General features: G+C 71.3%; 14 protein-coding genes and 1 pseudogene. 8 read left to right on the top strand and 7 right to left on the bottom strand.

Going from position 1 to position 18,192, the window contains the following annotated elements:
• The first annotated feature begins 58 nt into the window (after window positions 1-58).
• The 3 genes from OG714_RS49725 to OG714_RS49715 all read left to right on the top strand — a co-directional run bounded on the left by OG714_RS49725 (window position 59) and on the right by OG714_RS49715 (window position 3,278).
• Window positions 59-634 (top strand): TetR/AcrR family transcriptional regulator, encoded by a 576-nt coding sequence (locus OG714_RS49725; RefSeq protein WP_406131097.1) that lies wholly within the window; start codon window positions 59-61, stop codon window positions 632-634.
• 114 nt (window positions 635-748) lie between these two features.
• Window positions 749-1,945 carry a GDSL-type esterase/lipase family protein gene (locus OG714_RS49720; protein ID WP_406131096.1) on the top strand — a complete coding sequence of 399 codons (1,197 nt, stop codon included), beginning with the start codon at window positions 749-751 and terminating at the stop codon, window positions 1,943-1,945.
• A gap of 445 nt (window positions 1,946-2,390) precedes the next feature.
• Window positions 2,391-3,278 (top strand): Gfo/Idh/MocA family protein, encoded by an 888-nt coding sequence (locus OG714_RS49715; RefSeq protein ID WP_406131095.1) that lies wholly within the window; start codon window positions 2,391-2,393, stop codon window positions 3,276-3,278.
• Window positions 3,279-3,303: 25 nt separating this feature from the next.
• Here OG714_RS49715 and OG714_RS49710 read toward each other — a convergent pair whose 3' ends face one another.
• The 3 genes from OG714_RS49710 to OG714_RS49700 form a co-directional block, all read right to left on the bottom strand.
• Complete coding sequence (locus OG714_RS49710) at window positions 3,304-3,654, bottom strand: hypothetical protein (RefSeq protein WP_406131094.1); 351 nt, start codon at window positions 3,652-3,654, stop codon at window positions 3,304-3,306.
• 122 nt (window positions 3,655-3,776) lie between these two features.
• A complete protein-coding gene (locus OG714_RS49705; protein ID WP_406131093.1) occupies window positions 3,777-4,667 on the bottom strand; it encodes a GNAT family N-acetyltransferase in 891 nt (296 codons plus the stop codon).
• Between the two features lie 225 nt (window positions 4,668-4,892).
• A complete protein-coding gene (locus tag OG714_RS49700) occupies window positions 4,893-7,313 on the bottom strand; it encodes a GH92 family glycosyl hydrolase (protein ID WP_406131092.1) in 2,421 nt (806 codons plus the stop codon).
• A 361-nt stretch (window positions 7,314-7,674) separates the two neighbouring features.
• Between OG714_RS49700 and OG714_RS49695 the strand changes: the two genes are divergently transcribed.
• Together OG714_RS49695 and OG714_RS49690 are read left to right on the top strand one after the other, a co-directional pair.
• The gene (locus OG714_RS49695) at window positions 7,675-8,886 is read left to right on the top strand and encodes a beta-1,3-glucanase family protein (RefSeq protein WP_406131091.1); all 1,212 of its coding nucleotides are present in this window, start codon (window positions 7,675-7,677) and stop codon (window positions 8,884-8,886) included.
• Between the two features lie 44 nt (window positions 8,887-8,930).
• Window positions 8,931-10,049 carry a PP2C family protein-serine/threonine phosphatase gene (locus tag OG714_RS49690; RefSeq protein WP_406131090.1) on the top strand — a complete coding sequence of 373 codons (1,119 nt, stop codon included), beginning with the start codon at window positions 8,931-8,933 and terminating at the stop codon, window positions 10,047-10,049.
• 36 nt (window positions 10,050-10,085) lie between these two features.
• Here the strand turns inward: OG714_RS49690 and OG714_RS49685 are convergent, their stop codons facing one another.
• From OG714_RS49685 to OG714_RS49675, 3 genes are all read right to left on the bottom strand, one after another.
• Complete coding sequence (locus tag OG714_RS49685) at window positions 10,086-12,338, bottom strand: MMPL family transporter (protein WP_406131089.1); 2,253 nt, start codon at window positions 12,336-12,338, stop codon at window positions 10,086-10,088.
• A gap of 115 nt (window positions 12,339-12,453) precedes the next feature.
• Window positions 12,454-12,894 (bottom strand): Lrp/AsnC family transcriptional regulator, encoded by a 441-nt coding sequence (locus OG714_RS49680; protein WP_406131088.1) that lies wholly within the window; start codon window positions 12,892-12,894, stop codon window positions 12,454-12,456.
• Window positions 12,895-12,917: 23 nt separating this feature from the next.
• On the bottom strand, window positions 12,918-14,267 hold the full coding sequence (locus tag OG714_RS49675) for a transaminase (protein WP_406131087.1): 1,350 nt from the start codon (window positions 14,265-14,267) through the stop codon (window positions 12,918-12,920).
• A gap of 182 nt (window positions 14,268-14,449) precedes the next feature.
• Here OG714_RS49675 and OG714_RS49670 point away from each other — a divergent pair, with 182 nt between their 5' ends.
• The 3 genes from OG714_RS49670 to OG714_RS49660 are packed head-to-tail and all read left to right on the top strand — an operon-like array spanning window position 14,450 to window position 17,002.
• Window positions 14,450-15,154 (top strand): TetR/AcrR family transcriptional regulator, encoded by a 705-nt coding sequence (locus OG714_RS49670; protein ID WP_406131086.1) that lies wholly within the window; start codon window positions 14,450-14,452, stop codon window positions 15,152-15,154.
• Between the two features lie 7 nt (window positions 15,155-15,161).
• Window positions 15,162-15,941: an SDR family NAD(P)-dependent oxidoreductase gene (locus OG714_RS49665; RefSeq protein ID WP_406131085.1), complete on the top strand. Its 780-nt coding sequence runs from the start codon at window positions 15,162-15,164 to the stop codon at window positions 15,939-15,941.
• 20 nt (window positions 15,942-15,961) lie between these two features.
• On the top strand, window positions 15,962-17,002 hold the full coding sequence (locus tag OG714_RS49660; protein WP_406131084.1) for an NAD(P)-dependent alcohol dehydrogenase: 1,041 nt from the start codon (window positions 15,962-15,964) through the stop codon (window positions 17,000-17,002).
• On the opposite strand, the pseudogene OG714_RS49655 reads toward OG714_RS49660, so the two are convergent.
• Window positions 16,968-18,076 (bottom strand): annotated as a pseudogene (locus tag OG714_RS49655) (alpha-hydroxy acid oxidase). The gene OG714_RS49660 and the pseudogene OG714_RS49655 overlap by 35 nt on opposite strands.
• Window positions 18,077-18,192: the final 116 nt, after the last annotated feature.

The following is an 18,192-nucleotide window of genomic DNA, read 5'->3' as shown; positions in this document are numbered from 1 at the left end:
GTTTGCCTAAAACCTTTAGGCAAATGCATAATGGCTATCGTCGAATGGGAGGAAGGTTATGGCCAGAGCAGGACTGACGGCGGAGCGGCTGACCCTGGCGGGGGCGGAGCTGGCCGACGAGGTCGGCTTCGACCAGGTGACCGTCTCGGCGCTCGCCCGGCGGTTCGACGTCAAGGTCGCCAGCTTGTACTCGCATCTGAAGAACTCCCACGAACTCAAGACCAGGATCGCCCTGTTCGCGCTGGAGGAACTCGCCGACCGGGTCTCCGACGCCCTGGCCGGGCGGGCCGGCAAGGACGCTCTCTCCGCCTTCGCGGACGCCTACCGCGACTACGCCCGGGAGCACCCTGGCCGGTACGCGGCGGCACGGCTCCGGCTCGACCCCGAGACGGCGGCCGCCAGCGCCGGGGTGCGGCACTCGCAGATGACCCGGGCGATCCTGCGCGGCTACGACCTGGCGGAGCCGGACCAGACACACGCGGTCCGGATGCTGGGCAGCGTCTTCCACGGCTACGTCAGCCTGGAACTGGCCGGCGGCTTCGACCACAGCGCGCCCGACGCGCGGGAATCCTGGGCCTGGATCGTGGACTCGCTCGACGCGCTGCTGCGGAACCGGGCCGCGCCCCGCATCTGACGTATTCCTGGCCCGGCGCATCCCGGCTCCGGGGCTGACGTCCTCCGCTTCCAGGGCCGTCTTCCGCTTCCGGGTCCGGCCTGTTCCGGACTCCTCGATCAACAGGCTGAGGCAATGAGCACCGAGCACGACACGATCACCACACCCGTCACCACCGACATGCTGCGCGGCTTCCTCGACGTGGAGGCGACCGCGCACGGTCTGCTGCCGCACCGCCTGCCCGCCCGGGCGCGCCGGCAGATCCCCGACGACCAACTGGCCGTCGCCGAGGCACAGCCCTCCGGTGTACGGCTGGTCTTCCGCACCCGGGCCACCACGATCGAGCTGGACACGCTGCCCACCAAGCGCGTCCACCTGGGGTTCCCGGCCCCGCCGGACGGTGTGTACGACCTGCTGGTCGACGGCCGTCCCACCGCCCAGGCCACGGTGACCGGCGGCAACGTGCGCACGATCACCGACATGGTGACCCAGTCCTTCGAGTTGACGGAGGGGCGGCCCGGCACCGCCCGGTTCGCCGATCTGCCGGCCGGTGACAAGGACATCGAGATCTGGCTCCCGCACACGGAGGCCACCGAACTGATCGCGCTGCGCACCGACGCCCCCGTCGAAAAGGCGCCGGACAGCGGGCGCAACGTGTGGCTGCACCACGGCAGTTCCATCAGCCACGGCTCGAACGCCACGCATCCGACCGGCACTTGGCCCGCTCTGGCTGCCGCCCGGGGCCAAGTGGAGCTCGTCAACCTGGGGTTCAGCGGCAGCGCACTGCTCGACCCGTTCACCGCCCGCGCGATGCGGGACACGCCAGCGGACCTGATCAGCGTCAAGATCGGCATCAATGTCGTCAACGCCGACGCGATGCGCCTGCGCGCCTTCGTCCCGGCGGTCCACGGCTTCCTCGACACCATCCGCGAGGGGCATCCGACCGCACCGCTGCTGGTCGTGTCCGCCATCCTCTGCCCGGTCCAGGAGGACACGCCCGGCCCTCTCATGCCCGACTTCGCGGACGGGACCCTGCGGTTCAGGGCGACGGGCGACCCGGCCGAACGCGCCGCCGGGCGCCTGACCCTCACCGTCATCCGCGACGCACTCGCCCGCATCGTCGAACAGCGGGCGACCGAGGACCCGAACCTGCACTACCTGGACGGCCGTTCCCTCTACGGCGAGGAGGACTACGCCGAACTGCCGCTCCCCGACGAGATCCATCCCGATCCGGCGGGACATCGGCGCATCGGGGAGAACTTCGGGCGGTTGGTGTTCGGCGAGGGCGGCGTTTTCGCGACCGGGACCGGGACCGGCGGCGGCGGCGGCTGAGGCGACTTGGCAGGATCACGATCGCGCTGCGCTGCGGCTCAACTGGGCGGACATGAGCGGGACTTCGAGACGGGTCCGCGGAACCAGCGGCTTTCCTCGCCGTCCAACCACCGCCCAACGACCGTCCCCGGGCCGGGAACCACGCATAGCGGCGGCGAGCGCACCGCCGCCCGCAGCTGCCTTGCCGTCATGGGAGGGGGCCGACCGGCCGAGCTCGGCGCCCCTGGCCACGACCGATTCCGCGTCCTCGTCTCATGGGCCGCGCAGACCACCGACGATCCCCAGCCGGACCGCCGGCCACAGGCTTCTCGGCGCGTGGTTCGGCAGGCCCGGTCGCGGTAAGGGCTTGCGCACCCGCCCCGTTCGTGTGGCACGCTCACCGGCGACCGGCTGATCGGATCGGGTCCGGTCGCGTCACCAGGTTCGACCGTGGAAAGGCACCGCTATGCGTATCGGACTGCTCGGCACCGGCCCTTGGGCTCAGATGGCTCACGCCCCCGCCCTCAGCGGGCACGACGCATGGGACTTCGCGGGCGTGTGGGGTCGCCGCGCCGACGCCGCCAAGGAACTGGCCGACCAGCACGGCGTACCGGCCTACGACGATGTGGACGCCCTGCTCGCGGACGTGGACGCCGTCGCCGTGGCGCTGCCGCCGTCCGTCCAGGCCGAGTTGGCGGTGCGGGCCGCGCGGGCGGGCCGGCATCTGCTGCTGGACAAGCCCCTCGCCCCGACGGTGGAACAGGGGCGGGCCGTGGTCGACGCGGTGCGGGAGGCCGGGGTCGCGTCGGTCGTGTTCTTCACCAGCCGCTTCCAGCCGGAGACCGACGCGTGGATCACCGAACAGGCCGCCGCGGAGGGTTGGTTCACGGCTCGGGCCGAGTGGCTCGGCTCGGTGTTCACCAGCGACAGCCCGTTCGCGGCCTCGCCGTGGCGGCAGGAGAAGGGCGCGCTGTGGGACGTGGGCCCGCATGCCCTGTCCGTGTTGCTGCCGGTCCTCGGTGATGTCCACCGGGTGGCCGCCGCCGTGCGGGGTCCCGGGGACACGGCCCTGCTGGTCCTGGATCACGTCGGTGGTGCGTCCAGCACGCTGACGCTGAGTCTCACCGCGCCGACCGCGGCGGCGGGAGTCACGGTCGAACTGCGCGGGGAAGCCGGAGTGACCAGCCTTCCGGACAGCTCGGGCGATGCGGTGTCCGCCCTGGTCCGGGCCGCCGACGCGCTGAGCGAGGCCGTCCGCACCGGGCGGCCGCACTCCTGCGACGCGGCTTTCGGGCAGCGAGTCACCGAGATCCTGGCCGAGGCCGAGGCGATGGTGGACAGCGAGACCGTCTGATCAGGCGCCGCGGCCGGTCGCCTGATCACGCACCACCCGGTGGCTCCTCGTCCTCGTCGAACGGCTCGTCGCTCCACCGGAACCAGGCCCGCTCCCCCTCGATGTGGAGCAGGAACTCGGGCACGGGTCCGTCCGGCGAGGTCAGCGTCACCTGTCGGCTGATCTCGTCGTAGGCCTCTTCCCACCGCGCCCAGTGCCCGTCGTCGTCAGCCTTCGTCAGGGCCAGTTCCCGCGCGAAAAGCTCCTCTACGTCACCGAACGCCGGGCCGGCGGTGAACTTGCCCGACAGCCAGGGGAAGTCGGCGTCGTCGATCAGGATCTCCCCGACCGGCTCCTCGCCCCTGCGCACCTGCCAGACCTCGCCGACGAACCCCATGCCCGCCTCCATCCCGCCGTGGATCGACCTGCCGCCAGCATGGCACCCGGCACTGACAGTCGCCCCGACCCGCATCGCGAGCGGGCCGGGGCGATGTGCTGTCCGTCTACGTTCGGTCGCGCCTACACGACGAAATGGAAGCTGGCCCGCTCCCTGATGACCGGGTAGCCGACCTCGGCGAAGTGCGCGGCCATCGGAAAGTTGCCCTGGTCCGTGGCGGCGGCGATGAACTCGGCGCCGCGCTCGGCGAGATGGTGCGTGCACTCGGCCAGCAGGTCGCGGGCGTAGCCGTGGCCGCGCTGTTCGGGTACGACGCCGATGAAGCCGACGCAGGGGCCCGACGGGTTGCGGGCCGGGATGTGGATGCCCGCGAGGTCTCCCTCGGGGGTGCGTGCGACCTGCCACCACTCGCGCGGGGACGGGCACCAGCGGAAGAAGTCGATCTCCTCCTGTGCGGCCTTGTCGACTCCCCCTTCCCGGATGGCCCGTTGGGCGTGGGCGTCGAGGGTGACGGAGTGGATGCGGCGCAGCGCGTCGAAGAACACGGCGTCGTCCGGTTCGGGGGCGAAGACGAGACGTCCGGGGCGTTCGGGCAGCCCGCACTCCGGGGTCCACCGGTAGATGAAACGCTCGACCAGGAGGTCGTATCCGGCCGCGCGCAGGGCGGTGAAGCGTGCCTCGGCGGCGGCGCGGGTCTCGGGGTTGTCGCGCCAGCCGGCCGGGAGGTTGAGTTCCACGTCGACGCGCCAGGGTGCGCTGCGCAGAAGTTCGGCGCCGGCCTCCTCCTCTCCCTCGATCAGGTCGAAGCAGTCGACGGCAAGGGGTTCGGTGTCGTTCGGGCCGCACCACCAGGCGGCGCGCGCGACGACCGTGCCGTCGCGCAGTGCCACTCGCTGCCAGTCGGGCCGCCAGGTCGTCAGGCGGTGCTCGGTTCGGGCGCCGAGCGAGTCGGGAAGGGCGTCGAAAAGATGGGCGTCGCTCTCGTCGAGCGAGCGAATGACCAGATCGGTCATCGGATTCCTCCGGGAGGGTTGCTGCGTGGAGCGCTCCCGGTCAGGTCAGGCGAGGCACGCCGGGTCAACGGGGAGGGAGCGCTGGGGTGTTGTGAACCTCATGGCACTCGCCTCCTTCCGCTGGTCTCAGGGCGTGCACGCACACGCTAAGGGGTTGATCTCCCGTCCGTCCAACGTATTTCCGGGTCGGCCCGGCGGAGCGCGACTCCGCCGGGCCGGTGTGCGTCACTTCGGCAGTTGTCCCGGGTCGGTCCCCCAGCTCGTGTCGGGTTCGGTGGCGAGCCGGAAGTCCAGCCTGCCGCCCTTGAGTGTCAGGTTCGCGCCGGTCCACGCGCGCGTGAGGTCACGGCCGTCGAGGCGTACGGCGTCGACGTACTGGTGGGTGTCGTCGGCGTCGGGTGCGGTGATGACGATGTCCGTGCGGCCCGGCCGGTCCACGACCGCCTTCGGGAAGAGCGGTGCGCCGAGCAGCAGGTCGGCGCTGCCCGGGGTGCGCGGATAGATCCCGAGGGCGGAGAGGACGTACCAGGCGGACATGGTGCCCAGGTCGTCGTTGCCGGGCAGGCCCTTGGGGCCGGTGCCGTAGGCGGTGTCGAGGATCTGGCGGACCGTCGCCTGGGTCTTCCAGGGCTGTCCGAGGGAGTTGTAGAGCCAGGGCGCGTGGATGTCGGGCTCGTTGGTCGGGTCGTAGCGCAGGGCGTCGCCGCCCCGGACCGACCATGCGCCGTCGGCGGTGTGGAAGAAGCCGTCGAGCCGGGTTGCGGCGCTCTCGCGGCCGCCCATCGCCTCGGCCAGTCCCTGTACGTCCTGCGGGACCATCCACACGTAGGCGGCGGCCGAGCCCTGTGCGAAGCCGAGATCGCTCGCCGGGTTGAACGGGGTCACCCAGGAGCCATCGAGCTTGCGGGCCTGGATGTATCCGGTGGCGGGGTTGAAGACGTTGCGCCAGTAGGCGCCCCGTTCAGTGAAGGTCTTCGCCTCGGCGGTACGGCCCAGCAGCTTCGCCCAGCGCGCGAGGGCGGAGTCGGCGACGGCGTCCTCCAGGGTCTCGGCGGCGCCGCCCCAGCAGTGGCACGCGTCCTGGGCGGCGTAGTGGGAGGTCAAGTACTGGGCGAGGTTGGGGCGTTGGCCCACGCACTGGCCGGGGCAGCCGGCGTCCGAGAGTTCGTCCGGGTTGGGGACTGTGGCCTGGTGGACGAGGGAGTCGAAGGCCCCCTCGTAGTCGAAGTTGCGGACGCCCATGGCGTAGAAGGTGGCCAGGGTCGCGGCCGACGGGTCGCCGGTCATGACGTGGGTGGCGCCGCTGATGTGCACCCAGCGGTCCCACACTCCGCCGTTCTGCTGGGCGAAGTTGTAGAGGGACTGGGCGAAGTCGCCCGCGACGGTGGGCTTGAGAAGGGCGAGGAGTTGGATCTGGGCGCGGTACTGGTCCCAGCCGGAGAAGTTGCTGTACTGCGCCCGCTGCCCGCGCGCGAGCCGGTGCACGGCCTGGTCCATGCCCCAGTAGCGGCCGTCCTCGTCGCTGATCAGGTTGGGCTGCATGAGGGCGTGGTAGAGCGCCGTGTAGAAGGTCTGGCGGCGTGCGGGGGTGCCGCCGTCGACGCGTACGGTGCTCAGTTCGCGGTCCCACGCGCGGGCGCCCGTCTCGGCGACGTCGGCCACGCGCGCGTGCGGGGCGATCTCCTGCCGCAGGTTGGACTCGGCTCCCCCGAGGCTGACGTAGGAGATGCCGATCCGCATGCGGACATCGTTGTCAGATCCTGTGTCGAAGCCGACCCAGCCGCCGGAACCGCGTCCCGCGCGGTCGGCGCCCGTGGCGTATCCCTCGCCTCCGGAGGCCGACGTCGACCCGGGTGACACCGTGCTGTCGTGCCAGGTGCCGACCGAGGAGAAGGCGCGGTCGAAGGAGGCGCTGAAGTAGAGCTTGTAGTAGCTCTTTCGGTTGTTGACGCCCCCGTTGGCGCGGCGCCCGCAGAAGGCGCCGGTGTACACCCAGCCGGTCACCTTGCGGTGGGCGGTGTCGATGTCGACGTGTGCGTCCTGGCTGCCGTTGAGGGAGTTGGAGACGCGGAAGAGCAGGCTCGCCGGGCGGTCGACGGGGAAGGTGAAGTCGGCGACTCCGGCGCGCTTGCCGACAGCCAGGTCGGCGGTGGCGCCGGACGCGAGGCCGAGGGTGTAGCGGCCGGGAGTTGCCTTTTCGTCGGCGTGCGAGAAGTTCGACGCGTACACGGCGTCCTTGGTGTCGGACGAGGGTGACGAGGTGACGTCGCCGACGAACGGCATGATCGGTACGTCGCCCGCCGCGCCGGGGTTGCAGCCGGCGCCGTTGACGTGGGTGAGGCTCAGACCGCGGATGCGGGTGGCGCCGTACTCGTACCCGTTGGCGGCTCCCGTGCTGGTCTGGTCGCCGGTGGTGCTGGTCGGGGACCAGGCGATCATGCCGTACGGGAGGGTGGCGCCGGGATAGGTGTTGCCGCCGTTGGCGGAACCGATCAGCGGGTCGACGAGCGCGGACGGCCGCTCGGACGCGCCGGTCGCCGCGGCGAGGGCGGGGAAGGGGGCGGCCGCGGCGAGCGCGGTCGTGACCGCCACGGCAGCGGCTCCGACGCCGAACCGTCTTGCCGTGCCCAGTAGTTGATGACGCATGCGTCAAGTCGCCTTTCGGGGAAGGGACATGGGAAGGGATGTGGGGGCCGAAGAGACAGGGGCGTCGCGAGGCTAGGAGGCCGCGCGATGGGAGGGAAGAGGCGCCCGCGTACGGGTGATGAAGTACGGGTGAACGCTTCGCCGGGCGCTTAAGTGGCCCTTAAGTGGGGGTTAAGCCACCCATCCCACCACGTCTGTGCAGGTCAGCGCGGTGACGACTTCCCGCGGAACCGTTGGCCCCGCCCGTGGTCGTGCGTAACATCGGGCCTCGGCGGCGGTGTCGGCGCACGCTGTGAGAGCGCTCTCAAAGCGTCGGCACCGTCCGCTTCGAACAGCCCGACTCGTCCGGAGGTCCCCCCACATGACTCCCCCGACTCCTCGTCACCAGCGCCCGCTCGGCCGCCGCAAGCTGCTCTTCGCCCTCGGTGGCGCGGTGGTGGCCGCCCCCGCCGTCGCGGCGCTCGCCCCGCACGCCCTCGCGGACACCAAGTCCATGGAGACCAGCGCACTTGAGGCCGGCGCACTTCCATTGACCCTGGTCAACAACAGCGGTTCGTTCGACAACGCGAACGTGCACGTCTACATCGTCGGAAACGTGGACGGCAAGCAGGTGCGGGTCACTCCCGACGGGACGATCGCGCCGATCGCGCTCGCGGACAACGGCGCCGACGGTTTCACCGACTACGCGATCAGCCTCGACTCGGGTGCGGAGACGACGATTTCGCTCCCGTACCTGTCGGGCCGCATCTACGTCTCGCTCGGCGCGAAGCTCAAGTTCAAGGCCGTGGCGGACGGCGACGGCAACCCGGCCCTGCAGTACCCGGCCGGCTGGGTGACCTCCGACCCCAACTACGAAGTCCTGCACGACTGCGCCGAGTTCACGCACAACGCGTCCGGCATGTTCTGCAACACGACGATGGTCGACATGTTCAGCGTGCCGCTGAGCATCCGGCTGACCGGCGCGCAGGACCAGACGACGGGCACCCTGCGCGACGGCGGACGGACGTCGGTGTTCGACGCGGTACGGAAGGTCGAGGCGTTCGCCCCGCTGGTCGTGGGCGACACGCGGGTCATCGCGCCGGGGCACGGGCTGGACGCGGGACTGTTCGCCGCGGACTACTTCGCGCCGTACATCGACGAGGTGTGGAGCACGTACACCGGCAAGGACCTCACGGTCACCACGAACGCGGGCGCCTTCACCGGGCGGGTGCGCGCCGACCGGTTCACCTTCACGGGGCCTGCCTCGGTCTCGTTCGCCAGGCCGTCGACGCGGGACGTGCTGTTCTGCGACGGCAACCTGGCCGCCCCGAACGACGGCACCACGGGCCCGGTCGCGGCCGTCCTCGGCGCCGGTTTCAACCGCTCGACGCTCCTGTCGAACCCGGCCCAGCCGACCACCGACCCGTCGAGCTTCTACGGCACCGGCCTCACGAACCACTACGCGAAGGCGGTCCACGCGGCCACCGCCGACGGCAAGGCGTACGGCTTCGCCTTCGACGACGTGGCGGACTTCGCGTCGTACGTCCAGGACACGGTTCCCACGGCGATACGGCTGACGCTCACGCCGTTCTAGGCGCTCGGCGTGCGGGGCCGGTCCCGCCGTAGGAGCGTGGTGGTGTGGGAAAGGTGCGCGTGCCGTCGTTCCGCCGGGTCCGGGAGCCGGCCCGGCGGGGGTGGCTTCGGGGCGCGCCGGCGCCGCGGTGGGTGCGGGTGCTGCCGGGTGTACTGGTCGGCGGGGTGGGTGTGGCGACGCTGGTGAGCCCGCACTCCCTCGACATCGGCTTCGTGCTGGGCGCCATCCCGCCGCTGGCCGGGCTGTCGTACGGCCCGGTGGCGACCGTGCTCTTCGGCGGCCTCAGCGTCGCCCTGCTGACCGTCCCGGCCTTCCACCTCAATGATCCGGGCAGTACGGATCTGCTGACGATCTGCTTCGTCGCCTTGCTGAGTGTGTTCATCTCCTTCGTACGAAGCCGTCGCGACGCCCAGCTGGACCTGGAGCGTACGGTCGCCGAGGCCGCGCAGCGGGCCGTCGTGCCGCCGTTGCCGGAGCGGGTGGGGCCGGTGGGGTGTGCGGGGCTGTACCGGGCGGCGCAGCGCGGGACACTGGTCGGCGGGGACTTCTTCGACGTGCGGGACGGGCCGTACGGCGTGCGGGCGGTCATGGGCGATGTGCAGGGGCACGGGCTGTCTGCCGTCTCTACGGTGGCCTCGTTGCTCGGGGCGTTCCGGGAGGCGGTGCTCGACCTGCCGGACCTGGAGGCGGTCGCGGCTCGGCTGGACCGGCGGCTGGTGGTGGACTCGGCGCGGTCGGCGCACGCGGAGCTGTTCGCCACGGCACTGCTGCTGGAGTTCACGGCGGACGCGGGGGCGGTGCGGATCGTGGCCTGCGGGCATCCGTCGCCCGTGCTGCTGCGCGGGGGCCGGGTCACGGAGATCGGCGTCGAGGCGTGGACGCCGCTCGGTCTCGGGCTGTCCGACGCCGGTCCGCCGAGCGGGGTGAGCGTCCAACTGCGGCCCGGTGACCGGCTGTTCCTCGCCTCCGACGGGGTGTGGGAGGCACGGGACACGGGCGGCGCCTTCTATCCCTTCGTCGAGCGGCTGACCCGACTCGCCGACGAGGAACCGGCCTTGATGACGGAGTGGGTGTGGGCCGACCTGCTGCGGCACTCCCCGGAGATCCGGGACGACGTGACGATGCTCGTGCTCACGCCCCGGACACGGCCGGTCAGTGGTTGAGGACGCAAGCCCCGCCCGCCGTCAGGGAGTTGAGGCTCACGCCTGCTGCTGCTCGTGGTCGCCCTCGGCGTCGATGTGCGGCAGGATCCGGTCCAGCCACCGGGGTGTCCACCAGGCGTGCCGGCCCAGCAGGGTCATGACCGCGGGCACCATCAGCAGGCGTACGACGGTCGCGTCGATCAGGACGCTGACGGCGAGGCCGAGGCCGAGCATCTTGACCACGATGTTGTCGCTGACGACGAAGGCCGCGAAGACGCTGACCATGATCAGCGCGGCGCAGGTGATGACGCGCGCGGTGATCTCCAGGGCGTGGGCGACGGACGCCTCGGCGTCGCCTGTGCGCAGCCAGGCCTCGTGGACGCGGGAGAGCAGGAAGATCTCGTAGTCCATGCTCAGGCCGAAGATGATCGCGAACATCATCATCGGGACGTAGCTCTCGATGGGGACCTTGCCGGAGACGCCCAGCGCGGGGCCGCCCCAGCCCCACTGGAAGACGGCGACGACGACACCGTAGGAGGCGGCGATGGAGAGCACGTTGAGGACGGCGGCCTTGAGGGCGACGAGGAGGCCGCGGAAGACGGCGAGGATGATCAGGAAGGCCAGGGCGACCACGACGCCGATGATCAGGGGCAGCCTGCTCGACACGATGTCGCGGAAGTCGACCTGGGCGGCCGTGGTGCCGGTGACGTAGCCCTTGGCGGAGGTGCCGGACACCGCGTCCGGGAGGGTGTCGTGGACGAGCCGGTTGGTGAGGTCGGTGGTGTCGGCGCTCTGCGGGGACTGCTTGGAGTAGACGGTGCCGACGAGGACGTCGCCGTCCTTGGTGGTCGTCAGCGGGGTGACCTTGGCGGCGCCCTGCACCCCGTCGAGGGTCTTCTGGGCCTGGCTGGAGAGGTCCGAGCGCTGGGAGGTCGGAACGCCCGTCTGATCGATGACGATGGTGAGCGGGCCGTTGGAGCCGGGGCCGAAGGCGTCGGTCATCAGGTCGAAGGCGCGGCGGTCCGTGAACGAGGTGGGGTCGGCGCCGTCGCCGATGTGGCCGAGCTGGAGGGAGAACACCGGGATCGCGAGGACGACGACGGCCGCGACGCCCGCCGCGAGGAACGTCCACGGCCGGTGTTCCACGCGCTGTGCGTAGCGGTGCCAGGTGCCCGTGGGTTCGGTGCCCGGCGCGGCGTCGGTCTCGGCGACCGGACGGCGCACCCGGTACCGGTCGATCCGCTTGCCGAGGAGCCCGAGCAGGGCGGGCACGAGGGTGAGCGCGCCGATGACCGCCGACACGACCGTCACGGCGGCGGCGAGCCCGAGTTTGCCGATGAAGGGCACGCCGGACACGAAGAGTCCGGCGAGCGCGATGATCACGGTGCAGCCCGAGACGAGCACAGCCCGGCCGCTGGTCGCCGTGGCCTGTCCGGCGGCGCTCACCGGATCGGAGCCGTTCATGAGGTTCTGCCGGTGACGGGTGATCAGGAACAGGGCGTAGTCGATGCCGACCCCGATGCCGATCATCGTCGCGAGGGTCGGCGACACCGTCGCGAAGGTGAACGCCGCCGCCAGCAGGCCGAGGCACGCGAGTCCGCCGATCACGCTGATCAGCGCGGTCACCAGGGGCATCGCGGCAGCGACCACGCTGCCGAAGCCGATCAGCAGGACGACGATCGCCACGGCGAACCCGATGAGTTCGCTGATCCGGTCGTCGGCGGCGGGCCGGGCCAGTTCACCGAGCGGTCCGCCGTACTCGACCTGGGCGCCGGCGGCGCGAAGCGGCTTCACGGAGGTGTCGACACCGTGGAGGTAGCCGTCGCCGAGGGTGGACGGCTGCACGTCGAAGCGGATGGTGATGTACGCGGTCTTCGCGTCGGAGGAGAGGGGGCCGACGTTCGGTCCGGTGGACGCCGGCGTCTGCGTTCCGGGCTGGGGCAGCGGGTTCTGCACGGACAGGACGTGCGGGAGCTTCTGCAGGTCGCCGACGGTCTCGGACATCTGCGAGTTCAGGGAGGTGAGCTGCTTGTCCTTGTCGTGCAGGACGATCTGGCTGCTGTAGCCGCCGGCCGCCGGATCGTGCTCCTTCAGAACCTGCAAACCATGCTGGGACTGGACGCCGGACAGCGAGAAGTCGTCCGAATAGTCGCCCCCGAAAGACCTGTTGAGGACCTGGAGCGCGGCCAGCGCGACGAGCCAGGCGACGATGACGATCACGAAGTGCCGGGCGCACCACTCCCCCAGCCGCCGCAGCACCCCCTTGGCAGCCGTCCCGCCGTCCCCTGCGCTGGATTCCGTGGGCGCCATGGCCTCGGCCTCTTCCGCCGGGTGACATTTCCGACATCCCTATTAGACGCCCAAGAGATCACTCCGGCATCTCGGGCCTACCGCCGTCTCAGGCATATCGGCGTCCTGGGCGAGGTCAGCCCACGTCCCACAGGAACCGGTGCGTGTGGATGCCGAAGTACGGGAACGACTGGACGCTCCGCACCCCTTCGATCGGCCGCACGACGTCGTTGACGAAGTCGAGCAGGTCCCGCGGCCCCGGGGTGACCACCTCGGCGAACAGATCGAAGCCGCCGGAGGTGAGCACGGAGTACACCACCTCGTCGCGCAGGGCGAGTTCGTCCGCTACGGCACGCGGGTCGCCGTCCACGTCGATGCCGAGCATCGCCATGGCCTGCCCGCCCATGGCCATCGGGTCCGTGACCCCGACGACCTGAACCGCCTTGGAGTCCAACAGGCGTTGGAGCCGCTGCCGGGCGGCCGACGCGGACAGCCCGACCTTCGGTCCGAGGTCGGCGTACGCGATACGTCCGTCGGTCTGCAGCTCACGCAGGATGGCGCGGTCGATGTCGTCCACGTGCTTGCCTCCAACTCCCTGTTTCAGTGCGCCAGTTCGGCGAGCGCGTCGGCGAAGACCCGGGTGTGGGTGTCCACGTCCTGCTCGGTGGTGTCGGGGCACATCAGCGCCATGCTGTGGAAGGGGGTGAGCAGGATGCCCCGGTTGGCGAGGTAGAGGTGCAGGAAGTCCTCCAACTCCGGGTCGCCGGCGGCCTCGGACTCGGTGCCGGTGCGCGGTGCCGGGGACGCGAAGCGGTACTCGCTGCGGGCGCCGAGGCGGCTCACCGTCCAGGGCAGCGCGTGGGCGTCGATGCCCTGCTGGACGCCGGCCGCGAAGCGTTCGGACAGCTTGGCCATGTGGGCGAACGCCTCGTCGGTCAGGACGTGTTCGAGCGTGGCGCGCATCGCGGCGACCGACAGCGCGTTGCCCGCCAGCGTGCCGCCGACGCCGCCCATGTCGACCAGGTCCAGGTCGGCGCGGCCGAGCAGGCGGTCGGCGAGTTCGACGGAGAGGCCGTAGGCACCGGCCGGGATGCCGCCGCCGATCGCCTTGCCGATGGTGAGCAGATCGGGTTCGAGGTCCCAGGCGGCGGTGCAGCCGCCCGGTCCCGCGGAGAACGTGTGGGTCTCGTCGTTGATGAGCAACGTGCCGTATTTCCTGGTCAGTTCGCGTACGGCGGCCAGGTAGCCGGGGTCGGGCAGCACGATGCCGATGTTGGTGAGCGCGGGTTCCATGAGGACGGCGGCGACGTCTCCGTGCGCCAACTCCCGTTCCAGCTGGGCGAGATCGTTGAACTCGGCGACGCGGCTGGTGAGCGTGACGTCGCAGGGGGCGCCGACGTTGCCGGGGCGGGCGGTGCCGTGTCCGTCCGGTCCTACGACGATGAGCGACTCGTCGACGCTGCCGTGGTAGCTGTAGCTGTTGACCAGGATCTTGGGGCGGTCGGTGACGGCACGGGCGAGCCGGATCGCCCAGCGGTTGGCGTCGGTCGCGGTCAGCGCGAAGCTCCAGCGGGCCGGCCCGAAGCGGCGGGTGAGTTCGGCGCCGACCCACTCGGCGTCCTCCGTGGGCAGCATCGCCGTAGCGCCGCCCTGTTCGGCGAACCGCCGTTGCACGGCCTCCGCGACGACGGCGGGCGAGTGCCCGGCCATCGCTCCGGTGTCGCCGAGGCTGAAGTCGATGTACTCGTGGCCGTCGATGTCGGTGACGCGGGCGCCCCGGGCGGTGTCGAGGTAGCGGGGGAAGGCTCCGGCGGTCTTGTTCATCCAGGTCATCGGCACCCGCCCGAAGAGGTGTTCGGCGCGCGCGTAGGCGGCCTTCGAGCGCGGGTTGAGCCGCTCGGCCTCGGCGCTCTCCCGGGCGAGCAGGTCCTTCAGGCGAGTGCGGTCCATGGGGCACCTCGGTGGCATCGGCGATGGAATACCCGGACCATATGACCGAAACCAGTCATCAGACAAGAGTTTGCCGCTGAATCGATTGTCGCGACAAGTGATTCACGCCTATGTCCCGATGGGACACAAGTCTCATCGGGACTGATGTCCCAGTGGGACATCACGGGTGTACGGTCGAAGACATGAAGGCAATGGAGCCCCTCGCCGACCCCGACAGCACCCCGGCTGATCCCGCCGGGACCGCCTCCGGGGACCGGCGGCAGCGCAAGGCGCGGCAGACCCGTAACGCGCTGGCCACCGCCGCCCTGGACCTGATCCTGGAGCACGGCCTGGCCGCGACCACGGTCGAGGCGATCGCGGAGCGCGCGGACGTCACACGGCGCACCTTCAGCCGGCACTTCACCGGCAAGGAGGACGCGGCGCTCGACTTCGTCCGGGGCGACGGAGACCGCATCAACGCCCTGCTGCGGACCCGGCCGGCCGCCGAACCGCCGCTCCTCGCCTATCGCAGGGCCGTGCGCGACTGGCTCGCCGACCGGGAGAACCCGGCCTGGCACCTACGACCGCGGATGCGGCGGCTGCTGGCCCTGGTGGACCGCGAGCCCGCCCTGTTCGCCGCCTACGAACGCATCCGGGTCGACGCCCAGGAGGAGTCGATCCGCATCCTCGCCGACCGGCTCGGCACCGACGACGTCCGGGACGTACGCCCGGCCGTCGTCGTCGACGCCGCCGCCGGAGTCCTCACGGCCGCCCTGCGCATCTGGGCGCGCCGCACGGACGAGCACGACTCGGGAGCCGCAGACCTCGCCGCCCTGGTGGAGCGGGCCTACGACGCCCTGATCGGGGAGGCCGCGGACGCTGCCTCCCGGAGCACTACCGAACAGTGAGCCCACCATGAGCACCATCCCCGTCACCGACTACGCGACCGAGTTCGCCGGCAGGACCGCCCTCGTCACCGGCGCCGCCTCCGGCATCGGCCTGGCCACCGCCCGCCGTCTGGGCGCGGGCGGCGCGAACGTCGTCATCGCCGACTACAACGCCGAAGGCGCCGAGAAGGCCGCCGCCGAGCTGAAGGCGGAGGGCGTCAAGGCCGCCGCCGTCGCGCTGGACGTGACCCTCCCAGAGTCCGTCGAGGCGGCCGTACGCTTCGCCGTCGACACCTTCGGCGGCCTCCACCTGGCCGTGAACAACGCCGGGATCGGCGGCCCGAGCGCGCCGACCGGCGCGTACGACGTCAAGGCGTACGACCGGGTCGTCCGCACCAACCTCGACGGCGTCTTCTACTCGCTGCGTCACGAACTCCCGGCCATCGAGGCCGCGGGCCGGGGCGGCGCGATCGTCAACGTCTCCTCCATCCTCGGCTCGACGGGCTTCGCCGGCTCCCCCGCGTACGTCGCCGCCAAGCACGGCGTGGTCGGCCTCACCAAGACGGCCGCCGCCGAGTACGCGTCGAAGAACATCCGGATCAACGCGGTCGGCCCCGGCTTCATCGAGACCCCGCTCCTCCAGGGCATGGACAAGTCCGCCTACGACGGTCTCGTGGCCCTGCACCCGGCCGGCCGCCTCGGCCGCCCCGAGGAGGTCGCCGAACTGATCGTCTTCCTGCTCTCCGACCGCGCCTCGTTCGTGCACGGTGGCTACCACCTCGTCGACGGCGCCTACACCGCCGTCTGAGCCCGGAAAGGAGCCCGGCCATGAAGGCACTTCAGTACCGCACCATCGGCGCCGCCCCCGAGGTGCTCACGGTCCCCGACCCCGAACCCGGCCCCGGCCAGGTCCTGTTGAAGGTCACGGCCGCAGGCGTCTGCCACTCCGACATCGCCGTGATGAGCTGGCCCGCCGAGAGTTTTCCCTACGACCTCCCGCTCACCCTGGGCCACGAGGGCGTGGGCACGGTGGCCGCGCTCGGCGCCGGAGTCACCGGCGTACGGGAGGGCGACCCGGTCGCGGTGTACGGCCCTTGGGGCTGCGGCACCTGCGCCAAGTGTGCCGAGGGCAAGGAGAACTACTGCCTGCGGGCAGCCGAGTTGGGCATTCACCCGCCGGGGCTCGGCGCGCCGGGTGCGATGGCCGAGTACCTGCTCGTGGACGACGCCCGGCACCTGATCCCGCTCGACGGGCTGAACCCGGTCGCGGCGGTGCCACTCACGGACGCGGGACTGACCCCCTACCACGCGATCAAGCGGGCGCTGCCCAAGCTGGTACCGGGTTCGACGGCGGTCGTGATCGGCACGGGCGGACTCGGCCATGTGGCGATCCAGTTGCTGCGCGCCATGACGTCGGCGCGGGTGATCGCGCTGGACGTGAGCGAGGACAAGCTCCGGCTGGCGCGTGAAGTCGGCGCCCACGACACGGTGTTGTCCGACGAGCAGGCCGCGCGGGTGGTCCGTGCACTCACCGGTGGCATCGGTGCCGAGGCGGTCTTCGACTTCGTCGGCGCGGACCCCACCGTCAGGACGGCGGGTGCGGTCGCGGCCGTCGAGGGTGAGGTGGCGATCGTCGGCATCGGCGGCGGCGCCCTGCCCGTGGGCTTCGGTCAGCTGCCCTTCGAGGTGTCGGTCAACGCGCCCTACTGGGGCAGCCGCAGCGAACTGGGCGAGGTCCTGGCGCTGGCCCGCTCCGGCGCGGTGTCGGTCCACACGGAGACGTTCACGCTGGACGAGGCTCCGCTCGCGTACGAGCGGCTGCACGCCGGGAAGATCAACGGGCGCGCGGTGATCCTGCCGAACGGCTGACGTCCGCCGACAGGTACAGCAAGTCCCGCCCGATCGACGGGAGTTCCGGCACTCCCGTCAGGCGCATCGTCTCGACGAGTTCCGCCGTCAGGTCCCCGATCAGACGGGTCACGCCCGCCGCGCCGGCCAGGGACAGGGCCCACAGGGCAGGGCAGCCGACGAACACCGCTCGGGCCCCGAGGGCGAGCACGGCGAAGACGTGGGTGCCCCGGCGCAGCCCGCCGTCCACGTACACCTCGGCGCCCGTCCCGGCGACCGCGTCGACCACCTCCGGCAACGCCCAGGCGGTCGGGACCAGGCCGTCGAGCTGGCGGCCACCGTGGTTGGAGACGATCAGTCCGGCGGCGCCCGCGTCCACGAAGGCTCGGGCGTCGTCGCCGCGCAGGACGCCCTTGACGACGACCGGCAGCCCGGTCAGGTCGCGCAGCCAGGCGATGACGTCCGGGGTGAGGTCCGGCGCGTGCTCGGCGGCCTCCCGGTCGGGCGTTCCGCTGACGTTGCCGTAGAGGTCCTCCGGTCCCACGAAGTCGGCGACGTGCGCGCCGGGTCGGCCATGCGAACCGATGACGGGTGTGTCGGCGGTCAGGACGACCGCCCGGGCGCCGGCCGCCACGGCTCGCCGGAGCGTCTCCTCGGTCAGGGACCGGTCGCGGGCCACGTACACCTGCACCCACCACGGCGCGCCGGAGGGCTCAAGGGCGGAGAACGGGACCGCGGTGTTCGAGGTCACCGCGAGCAGCGAGCCCGCGCCGCGGCGCCCAGCGCGGTGGCCGCCTCGCCGTCTGGATGGGCACGGCGTTGGAGGGTACTCGGGGCGATGAGGACCGGGGTGTCGACCGCCGTGCCCACTACGGTCGTCGAGGTGTCGCACCGGGACACGTCCCGCAGGATGTGCGGCCGCAGGCGGAATCCGTCCCAGGCCGGGGCGGCTTCGGCCACGCTGAGGCCCTGGCCTGCGCCTCTGCGGAAGTAGGCGTGGATCTCCGGTGGAAGGAGACCGGCAGCCCGCTCCTCGATGCCGTCCAGCCAGCGGGCCACGCCCGTCACACCGCTCCCCCTTCGTGCGTGATGCATCGACCTTAGCGACTCAACTCGCTTTCCCCACACGCCATTTCAGACACTTGGCGCAGAAGTGAACAGAGGCCGGTCAGTTTCGAAGGGAAGTCCTGTTACACCGTGCGAGAGCGGTC

It is taken from the genome of Streptomyces sp. NBC_00989, assembly GCF_045162655.1.
Lineage (GTDB): Bacteria > Actinomycetota > Actinomycetes > Streptomycetales > Streptomycetaceae > Streptomyces.
The sequence above is the reverse complement of the archived record's forward strand: the minus strand, read 5'-3'. Positions and strand labels throughout refer to the sequence as shown.